The organism is Paraburkholderia sp. XV, from assembly GCF_020177535.1.
Lineage (GTDB): Bacteria > Pseudomonadota > Gammaproteobacteria > Burkholderiales > Burkholderiaceae > Paraburkholderia > Paraburkholderia caribensis.
This window is the reverse complement of the sequence record NZ_JAGUUD010000008.1, coordinates 34,955-50,654: the sequence shown is the minus strand read 5'-3', so window position 1 is coordinate 50,654 and position 15,700 is coordinate 34,955. Positions and strand designations below refer to the sequence as shown.

The window sequence follows — 15,700 nt, the reverse complement described above, 5'->3', positions numbered from 1 at the left end:
AGGCTGTTACCGGCTCACGCAGCGCTCTCCTTTCCGAGCCACTCACGAAGGTCGCAGAAAGCCTTGTCCGACCGACCGCGCATCGCGCACAAGGCGAAGACGGCGTCGTTCGGTCCGAAGCCTAGCGGCGCGATCAATTTGCCTTGTGACAGTTCGCGCTCGACGAGCAACGCAGGGGCGATAGCCACACCCAGTCCGGCCGCAGCCGCTTCGAGAAGCAAGGACAAATGGTCGAATCGACGGCCCTCGACGAACAGGGCGGGTTCGACGCCGTTGCGTGACGCCCATTCCATCCACGCGTGCGGGCGCGAACTGGTGTGCAGCAACGGTTGACTGGGCAGATCCGCCGGCATCGCAATGCGATGAGGCCACGACGGTGCACAGACAGGGCCGGCCGTTTCGTCGAAAAGGCTCATGACCTCGACATCCGCTGGCCAGTGTCGATCGCTCACGATCAGACAGTCGACGACCTGGCGTCGCAGATCGTCCATCGCCGTACTCGTCTGCAAGCGAACGCGAATACCCGGATAGCTCGACTCGAACCGGTCGAGCCGCGGGATAAGCCAGTTCGACAGAAAACTGCCGGGTGCACCGAGCACGATTTCGGAGATTGGCGCTTGCTCCGCGATCTCCGCGCATCGGGCCGCCAGCGTCGAGAACGAATGATCGACAGCCTGCTTCAGACTTTGTCCTTCAGCCGTCAAGCGCACGCCCGCTGCATGGCGCACAAATAGCGATTTTCCTAGCCATTGCTCCAACTGGCGCACCTGATGACTCACCGCGCTATGAGTCACATGCAGCTCCTGCGCGGCGGCCGAAATACTGAGTTGGCGGGCGGCTGCGTCAAAGGCGCGAAGTGCATTGAGCGGGGGAAGTCGGCGCATGAGGATCGAGACGTCGATTTAACTCACACCATCGTACACAAATTCGTCGCTACCCTGGATATCGATCCGGACGCTACAGTGAGAGCTCATCTCACAGGAGGCTGAATTGAATGACAAGGACATTCCCCTCGCGAACAGCAAGGTACGATACAAGACGCTGCTGATCGAGGAAGACTACGCCGTCTCCCAGACCACGGTTCTTCCCGGCGGCGAAACGGCGTGGCATCACCATACGAAGGTAAGAGATCGCTTTGTCGTCGTTCAAGGCGTGCTGACTGTCGAAACCAAAGCGGGCGCGTTGGTCGACACAAGGCGCGTCGATGACCATTACACGGTTGAACCCGGTGTCATCCACCACGTCAGGAACGAGACGCTTCATGATGTCGTGTACATCAACATCCAGTCTGGAGGGGAGCGAGACATCGTGCTCGCTTAAAGGCGGATCGGGCGTCGATCGCCAGGTAGCCGTGCCGCTTTTTACATTTCCATCAACGCATTTCTTCATGCGGCCGGACATCGAACGCCGGCGCTCATCGGTCGTTTGACCGATACCCTCGCTGCCGCCCACCTGCGATCCTCATCTTCAAGCCGACCACGAGCCGCTGCGCGACCGTGGTGCCGGCTCCGGAGTGTCGAACGATGCTGCGCGGACGACGCGCGCTCTATCGCCTCTCCCGCAGATCGTCGCGCAACGCGCCTTCCGTACCGTCGACAACGAGGTCTCTTTGAATCACGCCACGATTCATCCCTTATGGGTCCGTGCATTCCACTGGATCAACGCCGCAGCCGTGATCCTCATGTGCTTGAGCGGCTGGCAGGTGTATGAGGCGTCGCCCGTTTTCAAGGCGATACGCTTCCCGGCGGCTATCACGCTCGGCGGCTGGCTGGGCGGCGCACTGCTCTGGCACTTCGCGGTCATGTGGGTATTGGTCGCCAACTTCGTTGTGTACCTGGCGCTGGGCATGTTGACCGGGCGGCTGCGCAGAACCATTTTTCCCCTCACCCTTCGCGCGGTTGCGACCGACCTCGTCGCAGCGCTGCGCGGCAAGCTTGGCCACAGCAACCTCAGCGAGTACAACGCGGTGCAGAAGCTGGCGTATCTCGTCGTCATCGTCGACATTGCGCTGGTGATCGTGTCCGGCCTGACGATCTGGAAGCCGGTGCAGTTTCCACTGCTGCGGACGCTGATGGGCGGCTTCGATAACGCGCGCGTCGTGCATTTCGCCGCGATGGGCGTGCTCGTCGGCTTCTTCGCGATCCACATCGTCATGGTTGCGCTCGTGCCGCGATCGCTGCTCACCATGATCCGGGGACGCTAACCATGACTTCAGGCAAAGACGTGCGGACCCTCGACGCCGCCTCCATCATCAAGGACGCACAAAAGGAACTGGGTTCGTCTTCGCGGCGCCTCTTTGGCAAGCGAATCCTGACGCTGGGCGGCCTGGCGCTCCTATCGGGCTGCGATCTGACGAATGACAAGTCGGTGAACACACTGCTACGCACCATGTCCTCGTTCAACGACGACGCGCAGGCGTTGCTCTTCGACGGGCACAAGCTTGCGCCGACCTATCCGGAATCGATGATTACGCGGCCATTTCCGTTCAATGCTTTCTACGATATCGATCAGGTACCGGAGGTCGATGCGAAGACCTGGCGGCTCGAACTCACGGGTCTCGTAAAGGGCAAGCGGGTGTGGACGCTGGGCGAGTTGAGCGCGCTGCCGCAACGCAGCCAGGTGACGCGGCATATTTGTATCGAAGGCTGGAGCGCGATAGGCAAATGGGGCGGCGTGCGTTTCTCCGACTTCCTGGTGCTGGCAGGCGCGGATACGACGGCGAAATACGTTGCGCTGCATTGCGCCGACAACTACTGGACGAGCATCGACATGCCAACGGCGCTGCATCCGCAGACGCTGCTTACGCTGACCTACGACGGCCAGGTGTTGCCAGCGAAATACGGTTTCCCGATGAAGCTGCGCATGCCGACCAAGCTCGGCTACAAGAACCCGAAACATATCGTCGCCATTACCGTGACGAATGAATTTCCCGGCGGCTACTGGGAAAACCAGGGCTACAACTGGTTTGGCGGATCGTGACCCGCCCGACGCAGATATTTTCCATCACATCACATCACAACAACGGAGTACCTATGTCCATTCGCTTCAAGCTCGCTGCTTCCCTCGTCGCGCTTACGCTCGCCAGTGCATCGTTCGCTCAATCGCCGGCGGTGAAGCCCGAACGTATCCGTGGCGACATCGTGTCGTTCTCCGGCAATACGCTGACGGTGCATCGCCGCAGCGGCGACACCGTGACGATCGCGATGAGCGACGCGTCGAAGGTTAGCGCCGTCAAGGCAATCCAGCTCGCCGATATCAAACCGGGCTCCTATGTCGGCGCGGCGGCCACGCCCGGCCCCGACGGCAAGCTGACCGCGAAGGAAGTGCTGGTCTTCCCCGATGCCGCGCGCGGCACGGGCGAAGGCCACTATGCATGGGATCTCGGCGCCAACAGTTCGATGACGAATGCGAATGTGGACACGGTTGTCGAGAGCACAAACGGGCGCGACCTGAAACTCTCGTACAAGGGCGGCAGCAACTCGATCACGGTGCCGGCCAATGTGCCTGTCGTGACGCTTGCGCCCGCCACGCGCGCCGATCTGATCGCGGGCAAGAAAGTGTTCGTGGTGGCGGCCCCCGCCAGCGGCGGGACATACGGCGCGCAATTCGTCGTGGTTGAAAAGGACGGAGTCGCGCCGCCGATGTAACTGTGCCTGGCGTACGGTGCCTTTCGCGTGGTTGACGCGAAAGCCCGGAGGGGTGCCGTAGATCTTTTAGACAATGTCGGCGATCTCGCTTGCGACGCAGGCATGGTCGCCGTCGGTCGATTCGCGGGCCGAACGGCTTTCCTCCCGTGCATGACTCATCTGGAACCTCCAACGCAATTGAGTGGTGTTCGCGGGCAATCGGACTCGCATGTCTGCTGCCACTCGAAACAAATGTAATCATCTGTTAATGGTTCAGCCGGCACCCCTGTTTTGACGGCAAAAGCGTCCTGGCGCTTTGGTACGATCCCGCCTTTTCCGCCAGCGCGTCGTCACCGTGAACCGTCGATATTTGTCCTTGTTTCATCAACATTGCACAAGGTGGCTCGCCCGCATCGAACGGCTGGCGGCTGCCGGCAGAACGAAAGCCCGACTCGTTGTCGTCGCCGCGCTGCGAGCCCTGAGGCATCCGACGCGACGCGGCATCGCGCTGGCACTCGGTGCAGTGCCGGCGGCGTTCCTGCTGTACGTGCTCGCGCTCGTGCCTTTCACGCCGGGCATCGGCGACATCCGCAAAGTCCGCGTCGACCGCCCAGCGTCGATCCTGTCTGCCGACGGCAAGCTGCTCGCGGACTTCAAGCCGGTCAATCGCGAATGGGTGTCGCTCAAGCAGATTTCGCCGTACATGGTGGATGCCCTGGTCGCGACGGAAGACCGTCGTTTCTACGAGCATCACGGCATCGACTGGAAGCGCACCGCGTCGGCCGCGCTGCATACGTTCTCTGGCGACCGGCAAGGCGGCTCGACGATCACGCAGCAGCTCGCGCGCAATCTGTATCCCGACGACATCGGCCGCGCACCGACCCTCACGCGCAAGCTCAAGGAAGCCATCACGGCGTTCAAGATCGAAGCGGTCTACAGCAAGGATCAGATCCTCGAGACGTACCTGAACACGGTGCCGTTTCTGTATAACGCATACGGCGTGGAAATGGCCGCACGCACCTATTTCAGCAAATCGGCGGCCCAGCTAGACATTCTTGAAAGCGCGACGTTGGTCGGCATGCTGAAGGCCAACAGCACTTACAACCCTGTGCTCAATCCCGAGCGCGCCTTGCAGCGGCGCAATACGGTGCTCGGGCAGATGAACCGGTATGGGAAGCTCAAGTCCAGCGAGTATGAATGGCTGAAGCGTCAACCCCTCAACGTCGATTTCGAGCTCCAGACCGCGTCGCCGGGCCCCGCACCGCATTTTGCGGTGCAATTGCGCAAGTGGCTGACCGGATGGGCCGATCGCAACGGCTACAACATCTATGCCGACGGGCTCGTCGTGCGCACGACCATCGATTCGCGTCTGCAGGCAATGGCGACGCAGGCGATGAACTGGCAGACGAACCAGTTGCAATGGATCGCGAACGACACATGGAACGAACGCACGGGTTGCTGGCCGGGCAACGACCTGTTCCAGACGTTCATCCGGCAGACGCCCGAGTACCGCGCCGCGCGCGACGCGGGGCAATCGGATCAGGCTGCGCTACGAAAGCTCGCCACGGACCCCGCGTTCGTCCGCGCGCTGTGCCGGAGCAAAGCGCAGATCCAGGCGGGCTTTGTCGCCATCGATCCACGCAACGGAGATATCAAGGCATGGGTTGGCAGTCGCGATTTCGCTGACGAGCCATTCGATCACGTGCAGCAGGCACGGCGCCAGCCGGGCTCGACGTTCAAGCCGTTCGTCTACGGCGCGGCCTTTGCGGACGGCGCGCGGCCGAGCGATACGATCGTCGACAGGAACGTCGCCATTCCTCTCGCCGGACATGCGATCTGGCGGCCGACCGACGCGGAACCGCCCACGGGTGGTCCCATGACGCTGCGCGACGCACTCGCGTATTCGCGCAACCGCGTCACGGCTCAGCTTATGCAAAAGGAAGGCCCCGAGAAGGTCGCGCGGCTCGCGCGCGCGATGGGTGTGCGCGAGAGTCCGCTCGAAGCGGTGCCGTCGCTCGCGTTGGGCACCAGCCCCGTCACGCTGAAGGAAATGGTCTCGGCGTATTGCACGATTGCGAACCGCGGCGCTTATATCGAACCGCGCATGGTCACGCGCATCGAGGATCAAAACGGCAAGGTGCTCGCAGAATTCCCGAGCGCATCGCCAGAAGCGGCGCTACCGGCCACCGCTGCGCAAACGCTCGTCGACGTGATGCGCGACGTGGTCAACCGGGGAACCGGCTCGGACATCCGGGCCCGCTTCGGGATTCGCCGACGTAGCCGGCAAGACGGGCACGACGCAGGGCAACACCGATAGCTGGTTCATCCTGATGCATCCGCAACTGGTCGCTGGCGCGTGGGTGGGTTTCGACGACGCACGTGTGACGCTCGGCAACGACTATTGGGGCGAGGGAGCCCACAGCGCGTTGCCGATGGTGGGCGCGTTTTACGACATGGCGCTGCGCGCGCGAGTCGTCGATCCCCGTGCCCAGCTTGGCCCGCAAACGCGCCCGCCCCGCACGGTCCACGCGCAACGTCGCCGCCACTTTCTGTTCTGGTCGTTCTAGTGTCGTTGGCGGTGACGCTCCCGTAGCGTGTTGCGTCATGTGATGGCGTGCGCCGGAGACGTGACGTGACGCGTGCGTTCCGAGGATCGCGCGCGGAGTTTCGTCGGCTGTAGCACCTGTTTTTCTATCGATTAGCCCACACGTGCCAGGCCGCGTGCCGTGCGAACCCTGGGCGGCCGGTCGCGCAGAAGGAGAGGCATCAAACGCCGGTTGGCCGTCTGCGCCGCCCACTCGCAATACGCGGCGCTGCCGAGCACCCAGCCCTTGAGCGTCGACTGAATCAGGTTATCGACCTCGAGTTCGTTCAGGGGCTGTGCGCCCAGTTCGCGGTAAGCCTGGTGGCGCTCGAACGGCGTATCGCCGAGCGCCCGGTAGAGCGGATGGTCCTTGATGAAGCTATCGGAGCGCAGCCCGACGTGATGCGTGTAGCTCGACCACGGGTAGCTTCCCGGCTCTGCCACGAGGCGGTTGCGCACCGGCGCATGATCGATGACCTGGCTCGCGAACAGAAAATACCGGTCGGGCTCGATCACCGTTGCGCAGTATCCGCCACGCCACACCGTACCGCGGCGTCCATGGCGGCGGTTGAAGGTCTCGACATAGCGACGGCCGACCGCCTGCATCGCCATCGCCACGCTCGATTCGTATGAAGGTGTGACGAGGAACTGTACGGCGTCAGGCATGAGTACCCACGCATGGACTGCCAGATCGGCGACGCGCGCTGCGTCTGCCAGGCAGGCGAGGAAGTACCGGTAGTCTCCTTCGTCGAGGAATGCGGGCCCCGTGAGCCCCTGCAAGATAACGTGCTGCGGTTGTTCTGGGACGTAGTGCCGTGCGAGCCGTGTCATGCTGAATTAACCGGAAATCCGATGTGAGAAAGCGATCCGACAGTTATCGGACGCGTGACGGTGCGTAATGAAATTCTATCGACGACGTGCGCGCCGTTACATCGCGATTAGGCCTTTTTTCTGGCCTCATTTCGCTGATTTGCCGATCGCGACCTGATTTTCTTATGCCAGCGCTGAATAGCGGCGTCGTTGTCTATGGCATCGGGCACCAATATTTGAGGCAGCACGGCGGCATAGCAGTCGAAGGAGATCGGGTGCTCCATTCGAATCTCCTCTGACCCGGCCAAGCCCAGCAATGAAGTTCTCGGTTCAGATTGATAGGCATCCGAATGATAACGATCAACTCGAATCAGAGATTCTTCCAACGACGTGAATTCCCGGGTTGGGAGCGATCGGCCATTCGCAGGCCGTCACCGGGAGCAGCGATTCAACGGTATTGACCTGCGCGGCAAACAGACGCTAGGATTGTCGACATGTCCAGTCACGCCAAACTCCTCGCCTCGCTGATCCGCGCATGTTGTCAGAACGTGCCGGGGGGGAACTGCGTCTAGCCATCCAGCTATACGTTGAAGCCAACGCCTTCTGGCCGCCCGTTGCAAAACCGGCGGCCTTTCTGTTTTTTGGCCCTATGTCTTGGGGATGGAGAAACTCGATGCCGCTTGCGCTGTATGACACCTGGTCGCGTGCCGTGCGCCCGTTCACGCCAATCCACGCCGGTCGGGTCGACATGTATTGCTGCGGACCCACCGTCTATGACTATGCACATATCGGCAACCTCAGAACCTACGTGTTCGAGGACATCCTGCGCCGCGTACTGATGCGTAACGGTTTCGAGGTCCGGCACGTCGTCAATATCACTGACGTGGGCCATCTGACTTCTGACGCGGACGAAGGCGAAGACAAGATGGAGAAAGGCAGCCGGCGAACCGGGGAATCCGCGTGGGCCATTGCGCGACGCTACACCGACGCGTTCATCGCGGACTGGCGAGCCCTGCACCTGCTGGAGCCGACGGTCTGGTGCCGGGCGACCGATCACATCGCTGAATAGATCGCGTTCATTGACGAACTCGAACGCGCCGGCTACGTGTATCGGACGGCCGACGGTCTCTACTTCGACACCAGTAAGCAGGACGATTACGGCTATCTCGCGCGGCTGGACCGCGCAGGTATGCACGCGGGGAAGCGGGTCGCGCTCGGCGCGAAGAAGAACGCAACCGACTTTGCGTTGTGGAAATTCAGTCCGTCCGGAGTCAAGCGGCAGATGGAATGGGACAGCCCATGGGGCCGCGGTTTCCCCGGTTGGCATATCGAATGCTCGGCCATGTCCGCGAAATACCTTGGCACGTGGTTTGATATCCATTGCGGCGGCGAGGACCATGTCGCCGTCCATCACAACAACGAGATTGCACAGACGGAAGCGGCATACGGCACGCGGCTTGCCAACTTCTGGATGCACGGACACTTTCTGACGCTCGATACGAACACGAAAATGTCGAAGTCGAGCGGGGATTTCATTCGTCTTCAGACCTTGCGAAGTCGAAGCATCGATCCGCTCGCTTACCGCTACCTGTGCCTGACAGCCCACTACCGGAGTAATCTGCGCTTCAACTGGGCGTCGCTCGACGGCGCGCAGACGGCATTGAACCGGCTGCGCCATCTCTATTCGACATGGCCGGAAGCAGGTCGCGTCCATCCGGAATTCGCTGCCCGCTTCGACGATGAGGTGAACGAGGACCTGAATCTGCCGCGAGCGCTTGCCATTCTTTGGGAACTCACCAGGAGCAACCTGCCACCCGCGACGCTGAGGGCAACCGTAGACAGCTTTGATACCGTGCTTGGTCTTGGCTTGCGCGAATGGAAACCTGTCGCATCTGATATTCCGGACGACATTTGCGTGTTACTCAGCGAACGCGAGCGGGCCAGGTCTGGGAGGGATTGGGAGAGAGCCGATCAGATACGGGCGGCGTTAAGCGCGCGTGGCTGGAGAGTCGAGGACAGCAAAGAAGGGCAACGGCTGATCGGAATCACTAGGGAGCGGACAGATGTCGAGGGCGGTTGATCGCTGCATCAGCGATGAACCGGATGCCCACTTCCGACAAGGTTCGACGGCTACGCAGGGTCGATCCGGCAATGGCGCGTCATTGCGCCCTGACGTGCAGATCGTTGCTCACGGATTGCACGCCCGGCACGCCGCGCGTCACGGCGAGCGCACTCTGAATCTGTGCTTCCGAATCCACGTAGCCCGATAACTGCACGACGCCCCGATACGTCGCTACGCTGATCGGCAGCGACCGCAGTCCCGCGTCCGCGAGTAACGCCTGCCTCACGCGGGCGGCGAGCGTAGCATCGTCAGGGGCGATCTTCCCGGTCGCGGTCGCGGGTGGCGTCGCCGCCGACTGGCAGCCGTTGATCAGCACGGACGCGGACAACGCGCATGCCGTCACGATCAGCAACCGGATTTTGCGGTATCGCGGGTTTCGCATGTCTGCTATGACAGCCTGGTTCGTGCACGACCAACGTCGTGCGGGGTCGATTCGCAGGTACACATATGCGTCCTCCTGAGCCGACCATGATAGTGCAGCGTAGCGGACGACGGTACGAACGCGATATGGGCGAAGGGTTCGATCGGTTCAATGGTGTGCGGCACGGTGACGTTCGCCTGGGCGCGCAAGCATCGTCCGGCAGAAAGCCAACCAGACCAAAGTATGACAGCCAATACAAAAGTGCAATCGACGAGGCGCGTGGTCGACGGGCAATCAGGTTGTCGGCACTGTAGGCATGCGCGCCCGGTTCTGATTGGGTCCCGGCGAACCAAAAAAAAAAGACGCACAGACCGTTGAGGTCTGTGCGAAGCCGTCGAGAGGGACTCGACGGCGGAGGTAATGTAGAACGACTTTGACCCGCGGCCGGATTCGGCAGAGACTGCCGGCCGGTTTCACATCAGGTCGCGCGGATATTACGGACGGTTGTACATCGCGTCCCAATCAGCCTTCGAAACGGCAGCGTGACCGGCACCAAACGATCCGCTCGTGACGCCACCCATGCCCGTCGCATTGTTCTGCGCAGCAACCTTAGCCTCGGCTGCCTGAATCTCTGCTGGATAGCTGGTGTTGTCACCATCGCCGGGATGATACCCAGCCTTTTCGAGTTGAATGAGTTCGGCGCGTACCTGCGCACGGGTGACGGGCTGGTTCGACTGGGCGAATGCGGCTACGGGGGCAGCGAGGGCTGCGGCAATCACAACGGCGTGGATCAGGGACTTCATGATAGTTACCTCCGGTATTCGGTTCAGTTTTCAAACAATCGCGTTTGCGAACCGTTGAATGCAGTGTAGGTATCCGCCCGCGCAAGATTAAGGCGGATAACTGGAAAGCATTGTTCTTGGTTCTGGGCACGCACGCGTGTTTCGAACGCGTCAACGGCACTCACGGTTCGCATGTACAGGCGCCTCTCGCCCAGTGGGCAAAGGTCTGCAACGCTGTGGACGCACGAGGCAATACCGTGCGGATCGGAGATTTATTCCCGGCGTGAAAAACTGTTGTGCCGGGAAATCAGGCGACGGCCTGGCCGGCTGTCGGGGCGGCGCTTCGACAGCGTAGACGGGGACCAAGGGGACAGCCCGCCCGTTCAGCGCCGGGATCGGTCAGCGGGAAATCCTCGCCAGGAGCAGCGTCGACGCGGCGCCTGCTACAGAGGACAAAAGTCCTTTAGACATTGGGTCCAACGCGTGAAGGCCCCACCTAGCGCGAGTTCATTGGGTTGATGCGAAAATCACGCTTTGCCCAAATACGCCTGTTTCGGAGGACCCGCGTGCAAGACTTCCCACGCATCAATCCCGCTCGTCTGCTCGACGATCTCAAGGCTTTGCGTAACTTTGGCGCCAATGGACCCGGCGTGGTGCGCCTGTCGCTGTCGCCGGTCGATATGGACGCGCGCCGCTGGCTTGCCAGCCGGATGACCGATGCCGGGCTGGACGCAACCATCGATGGTGTCGGGACGGTGTTCGGGCGCTCGCGCAAGTCCGGCCCCGCGCTCGTGATCGGCTCGCACACCGACACGCAGCCGACGGGCGGCTGGCTGGACGGCGCGCTCGGCGTGATCTACGGCCTCGAAATCGCGCGCGCCCTGGACGAATGCGCGGCGACACGCGACTTCGCGGTGGACGTGGCATCGTGGATCGACGAAGAGGGCGCGTTTTCGAGTTTCCTTGGCAGTCGCAGTTTCGTCGGCGATGCAATCGATGCATCGTTGCAGCACGCGCGCAATCGTGACGGCCTGTTGCTCGGCGATGCGCTCGCACAGGCAGGCGTGGCCGACGTGCCGCGCGTGATGCTCGATCGGACGAGACAACGCGCCTATCTCGAACCGCATATCGAACAGGGCGGAAGGCTCGAAGCATCGGGGAAGTCGATTGGCGTGGTGACGACGATTGTCGGCATCCGCGAGTTTCAGTTGCGCTTCACCGGGCAGCGGAATCACGCGGGCACGACGCCGATGTCCATCAGGCGCGACGCGGGCGCGGCGCTGGTTGCGTTCATCGCGCGTATCGATGCTGCGTTTGGCCGCCTGGCGGATGCGGACACGGTGTGGACTGTTGGCCGGATCGATCTCGATCCGGGTTCGTTCAGTGTGGTGCCCGGCAAGGCCGATATGTACTTGCAGTTCCGTGACGGGAACTCCGAGCGGCTGCATGCGATGGAAAGCGCGCTTGCTGCGTTAGTGGACGAGTGGAATTTGCAGCATGCCGTGCAGGTCGAACTGATACCTTGCGACGGCCCGGAAGAGCCGGTCGTAATGGATACGGCGTTGCAGCAGCGCATTGCGCAAGCGGCCGAAGCGGTCGCACCGGGCCAGTGGATTCATATGCCGAGCGGTGCGTCTCACGATGCGCAGGTGATCGCTCATCACATTCCCGCATGCATGCTTTTCGTGCCGAGCATTGGCGGCGTCAGTCACGATTTCATCGAGGATACTTCGGAGGCCCATATCGTGCTCGGGTGTGAAGTGGCCGCGCGGGCAGCGGCGGGGATCGTGGAGGCGCTGAGGGGGCCCGTTTGACGCGTGATGGGTTCGACTATTCGCTCCGCGGAACAGATGCTTCTCGTGCTGACGGCGAATAGCGATAGCCGGTCGGGTTGGCAATCCCGGTGTTGCTGATGTTCATTGGGGAAAAGGTCATTTTTGTTTCGTTCATTGCCGGGCTTGATTTTCTGTGTGCCGGGGAACAGGAAAACTCAGTGCAACGTCGTGCGAAAAAAATCGACCACGTCTCCATTGAACTGCTCGTGGAACGCCGCGCGATCGAAGCCCGGCAAGCTATTGCAAAGGGCGGGCATCTTGCGGGCGAGGCGTGCATTGCAGGGCGGCAGAAAATCGTAGTGTCCTGCGTTCGGTACAACGTGATATTCAGGCGGATAGGGCAGGCCGGTGCGCACCGCTTCTTCATAGTAGGGGTCCGGCTGATGACGGTCATCGGCGGCACGCCACAGTTGGATTGGGATACGTACGCCGCTTAAGCCCTCGCGTCCAAAGGCAAACCCGAAAGCGGGAGCCGCAATCACCGCGGCCTTGATTCGCGGGTCCCGCACCCACATGCTCGCGGGCACCGCCTCTGCCAGATCGGGATTGACTCCGGCATACTGCAGCGCGCTGCACAGGTCGTGATCCGCGTGTGCGTGACAATATGGAGCAATCTCCGACAGTTTCGGCACACCGCCCACCGTCACGAGTACGGTGAAGCCGCCATTGGAGAAGCCGAATGCGCCGACGCGCGCCTTGTCCAGATGCTCATGATCGGCCCACTCGTCCAGCATGTAGTCCACCAGTCGGTGCAGTTGAACGGGACGACGCCATAGTTGCATAACGCGGCTCTGATCGTCGAACGTGTCACCCGCATGGCTCACCGCCGCTGCCACGAAGCCGGCGTGGGCCAGCGCGATGGCGGTGTCATAGTGGCTGTCGTACCATCCGCCGCCGCCGTGCGAGATCACGATCAACGGCAAGCCTCGCCCTGCGACGGGCGCATCCCGTGCGACAGTCTCCGTGGAGTTGCCGACGGTTTGCCCGGCTGCGGCAGCGTTGGTCGGATACCAGATTCCGGCCGTCAATGGCGGTTCGGTGCCATTGGCGATCTTGACCTCTTCGAAGCCGACGTTGGCGGCAAAAGCCGGCGCAGCAAGCAAACCGCAAACGACAGCGAGCACAGCAAATATCTTCACGGCAGGCGATCTCCCCCTTTGTCGTTGTTCGCGCCGTGCGCCGTTGGCACTTCCCCGACGCGATGGGTTCAGTTGCGGTCCGGTTTACCCCGCAGAAGTGATTCAGCATGCCGTTGCAAATATTCCGGCAGTGATCCAGGACGAACAAGGGTTCGACGAAATTCGTCCAGCGCCTGATGGACATCGGCTTGAAGCGGAGAGTCCTTCGCAAGTGTAGCGTTTGCCGCATCGAATGAACGTTGCGCAGCTTCCAGTGTTGCCCGAGTTTCGGGGACCAGTTCACTGTCCACCTTCTGGAACAGCGACGCCGAGTTCCGGACGGGCATTCGCCGCGTATCGATTCCGCAACCTACCAGCCTGCTGTAACGCGTGTTCCTGGGGGCGCCAGAAAGTGTACCGGCCCTGAATGTTGATGTTGCGGTGCGACAAAAACCAGCCTATAACCATCCATATGGATGGTGAGAGGATGGAAAAATGAAGAAACCCGCTGCACTCGAACTGATTCGTCCCAAGGGCGGCGAGTCGGAAAAAATCACGATCAACCTGGGCCCCGTCGATCTCGGACAGATCGATCTGCTGGTCGAAGAAGGCTTTTATTCGAACCGGACCGACCTGATCCGGACGGCCATTCGCAACCAGCTTGCTCTTCATGCGCAGGTCGTGCAGGACACGGTGACACGCCGTGCCCTCGTGCTCGGACTCCAGCATTTTTCGCGGCAGGACCTCGAAGCGGTTCGCGCCGCGCGCCAGCGCCTCACCATTCAGGTGCTGGGACTCGCCAGCATTGCCAGCGACGTCACGCCCGAACTTGCGCTCGCCACCATCGAAAGCGTCACGGTGCTTGGCGCGTTTCACGCCTCGCCTGCCGTCAAGACGGCGCTCGCTGACAGAATCCACTGATCACGCGGCGCAATACCCACTTCCGCTAACCGGACACAAACGATGAAATTCGACGAAGGTTTCATGAATTCAATGCACGAAGCGATGACCTTGCTGCGTACTCGCGGTCCCGCCGAAGCGACGCAAGCCATACAACGCGCGCTGCGAGGCGACGTTGTCGATGGCGTGAGCGACGCGGTGCGAGAGCCAGCCGTTTTTCCGTTCGCCGGGACAATAGCCAAGGATGTCACGCCACATACCGCACGAGAACATGCCGACGACGTCGAAGACCGGGGGCATTTCAGCACGCATGCGTATTCGAACGCCGCGGGCTCGCGGCAGTATCGGCTGTATGTGCCAGCGGGCGCAGTCGGTGAGCCGCTGCCATTGATCGTGATGCTGCACGGCTGCACGCAGAACGCCGACGACTTTGCCGCAGGTACGCAGATGAACGCGCTTGCCGAGCAGCATCGATGCCTGGTCGCTTACCCGGTGCAGCCGCAACAGGCCAATCCGTCGAAATGCTGGAACTGGTTCAAACCCAACGATCAGCACCGCGAGAATGGCGAGCCGTCGTTGATCGCAGGCATCACGCGCGAGATCATCGCGGCCCATAATGTCGATCGGTCGCGCGTGTATGTCGCGGGCCTGTCTGCGGGCGGCGCGATGGCGGCGATCATGATCGCCACCTACCCTGACCTGTACGCGGCGGCGGGCGTGCATTCCGGTCTGCCAGCCGGCTGTGCGCACGATTTGCCCTCTGCGCTCGCCGCAATGAAAGGCGGCAAACGCCGCAGCGCGACCGCGCATGGGAAGCCCGCCAAAGACGCACCGAAGCGGCCCATGATCGTCTTTCATGGCGACGCGGACGCCACGGTTCACGTCACGAACGCTACGCAACTGGTGCAGGGTTTCGACGCGCGGCCTGACGGCAGTGTACGGCGTCAGGCCGGAGCGGGCCGGCGTAGCTGTACCGTCGCGAAGCTTGTTTCCCCCGATGGAAACGAGGCGGAGCTGTGGACGATTCATGGCGCGCCACACGCGTGGTCGGGCGGTAATGCACGCGGCAGTTATACGGACCCGAGCGGCCCGGACGCGAGTGCCGAGATGCTGCGATTCTTTCTTGAGCATCCCAAACGGGGATGAGGCGGTTTGCTGTTTCGCGCGGCCTGTCAGCCGCTAAACGCAACGCGGTAACAACAAACGCCGCTCTTCGCACGAAAAGCGGCGTTTGCCTTTTGAGTACTTCCAACCTCTGCTTAACTCGACTGCTTCGCCGATGAGTGTGCTTTCGGCACCGAGCCAGCCTGCACGAGGCGCGCGTCTTCCTGCGTCACAGCGCCGACGAATTTCCAGCCGTCCGGCAACTTCACGAACGTGTAGCCCGTGGGCGCATCGACGAATACGGTGTACACGGGCGAGTCAGCCTTCGCCTCGGAAACCGCTTGCGCGTGCGATACCATCGGCACGGCCAGCAACGTGGCAGCGAACAGGGAAGAGGAAATCAGCTTCATTGCACAATCCTTAAGATGTTAAACCGCTCGACCATCGCATCTACCCGA

General features: G+C 61.7%; 14 protein-coding genes and 2 pseudogenes. 9 read left to right on the top strand and 7 right to left on the bottom strand.

Annotated features, from left to right (window positions below; genetic code table 11):
- Window positions 1-14: 14 nt before the first annotated feature.
- Complete coding sequence (locus KFO72_RS06700) at window positions 15-884, bottom strand: LysR substrate-binding domain-containing protein (protein ID WP_054930961.1); 870 nt, start codon at window positions 882-884, stop codon at window positions 15-17.
- Window positions 885-990: 106 nt separating this feature from the next.
- Between KFO72_RS06700 and KFO72_RS06695 the strand changes: the two genes are divergently transcribed.
- The 5 genes and pseudogenes from KFO72_RS06695 (at window position 991) to KFO72_RS06675 (ending at window position 6,193) form a co-directional block, all read left to right on the top strand.
- Window positions 991-1,320 carry a cupin domain-containing protein gene (locus KFO72_RS06695; RefSeq protein ID WP_224100770.1) on the top strand — a complete coding sequence of 110 codons (330 nt, stop codon included), beginning with the start codon at window positions 991-993 and terminating at the stop codon, window positions 1,318-1,320.
- A gap of 289 nt (window positions 1,321-1,609) precedes the next feature.
- A complete protein-coding gene (locus KFO72_RS06690; RefSeq protein ID WP_225031702.1) occupies window positions 1,610-2,203 on the top strand; it encodes a cytochrome b/b6 domain-containing protein in 594 nt (197 codons plus the stop codon).
- Between the two features lie 2 nt (window positions 2,204-2,205).
- Complete coding sequence (locus tag KFO72_RS06685; protein ID WP_060608791.1) at window positions 2,206-2,979, top strand: molybdopterin-dependent oxidoreductase; 774 nt, start codon at window positions 2,206-2,208, stop codon at window positions 2,977-2,979.
- 53 nt (window positions 2,980-3,032) lie between these two features.
- A complete protein-coding gene (locus KFO72_RS06680) occupies window positions 3,033-3,647 on the top strand; it encodes a hypothetical protein (protein ID WP_054930958.1) in 615 nt (204 codons plus the stop codon).
- A 334-nt stretch (window positions 3,648-3,981) separates the two neighbouring features.
- Window positions 3,982-6,193: pseudogene (locus tag KFO72_RS06675) on the top strand (penicillin-binding protein 1A).
- A gap of 131 nt (window positions 6,194-6,324) precedes the next feature.
- Here KFO72_RS06675 and KFO72_RS06670 read toward each other — a convergent pair.
- Entirely contained in the window at window positions 6,325-7,041 is a 717-nt protein-coding gene (locus KFO72_RS06670) for a transposase (RefSeq protein WP_054930956.1), read from the bottom strand.
- 107 nt (window positions 7,042-7,148) lie between these two features.
- On the bottom strand, window positions 7,149-7,304 hold the full coding sequence (locus tag KFO72_RS06665) for a hypothetical protein (protein WP_158512193.1): 156 nt from the start codon (window positions 7,302-7,304) through the stop codon (window positions 7,149-7,151).
- Between the two features lie 389 nt (window positions 7,305-7,693).
- Here KFO72_RS06665 and cysS point away from each other — a divergent pair.
- Window positions 7,694-9,100: pseudogene (cysS, locus tag KFO72_RS06660) on the top strand (cysteine--tRNA ligase).
- Window positions 9,101-9,179: 79 nt separating this feature from the next.
- On the opposite strand, the gene KFO72_RS06655 reads toward cysS, so the two are convergent.
- Both KFO72_RS06655 and KFO72_RS06650 read right to left on the bottom strand, forming a co-directional pair.
- A complete protein-coding gene (locus KFO72_RS06655; RefSeq protein ID WP_224100764.1) occupies window positions 9,180-9,524 on the bottom strand; it encodes a BON domain-containing protein in 345 nt (114 codons plus the stop codon).
- A gap of 473 nt (window positions 9,525-9,997) precedes the next feature.
- Window positions 9,998-10,306, bottom strand: a complete 309-nt coding sequence (locus KFO72_RS06650; protein WP_054930952.1) for a DUF4148 domain-containing protein — start codon at window positions 10,304-10,306, stop codon at window positions 9,998-10,000.
- 545 nt (window positions 10,307-10,851) lie between these two features.
- Here KFO72_RS06650 and KFO72_RS06645 point away from each other — a divergent pair.
- A complete protein-coding gene (locus tag KFO72_RS06645) occupies window positions 10,852-12,099 on the top strand; it encodes a Zn-dependent hydrolase (protein WP_225031701.1) in 1,248 nt (415 codons plus the stop codon).
- A gap of 176 nt (window positions 12,100-12,275) precedes the next feature.
- Here the strand turns inward: KFO72_RS06645 and KFO72_RS06640 are convergent, their stop codons facing one another.
- On the bottom strand, window positions 12,276-13,244 hold the full coding sequence (locus KFO72_RS06640) for an alpha/beta hydrolase family protein (protein ID WP_225031700.1): 969 nt from the start codon (window positions 13,242-13,244) through the stop codon (window positions 12,276-12,278).
- A gap of 489 nt (window positions 13,245-13,733) precedes the next feature.
- On the opposite strand from KFO72_RS06640, the gene KFO72_RS06635 reads away from it, so the two are divergent.
- Window positions 13,734-14,159: a hypothetical protein gene (locus KFO72_RS06635; RefSeq protein WP_054930949.1), complete on the top strand. Its 426-nt coding sequence runs from the start codon at window positions 13,734-13,736 to the stop codon at window positions 14,157-14,159.
- Between the two features lie 42 nt (window positions 14,160-14,201).
- Entirely contained in the window at window positions 14,202-15,284 is a 1,083-nt protein-coding gene (locus tag KFO72_RS06630; RefSeq protein ID WP_225031699.1) for an alpha/beta hydrolase family esterase, read from the top strand.
- A 113-nt stretch (window positions 15,285-15,397) separates the two neighbouring features.
- Here the strand turns inward: KFO72_RS06630 and KFO72_RS06625 are convergent, their stop codons facing one another.
- Complete coding sequence (locus tag KFO72_RS06625) at window positions 15,398-15,652, bottom strand: hypothetical protein (RefSeq protein ID WP_054930947.1); 255 nt, start codon at window positions 15,650-15,652, stop codon at window positions 15,398-15,400.
- Window positions 15,653-15,700 lie beyond the last annotated feature (48 nt).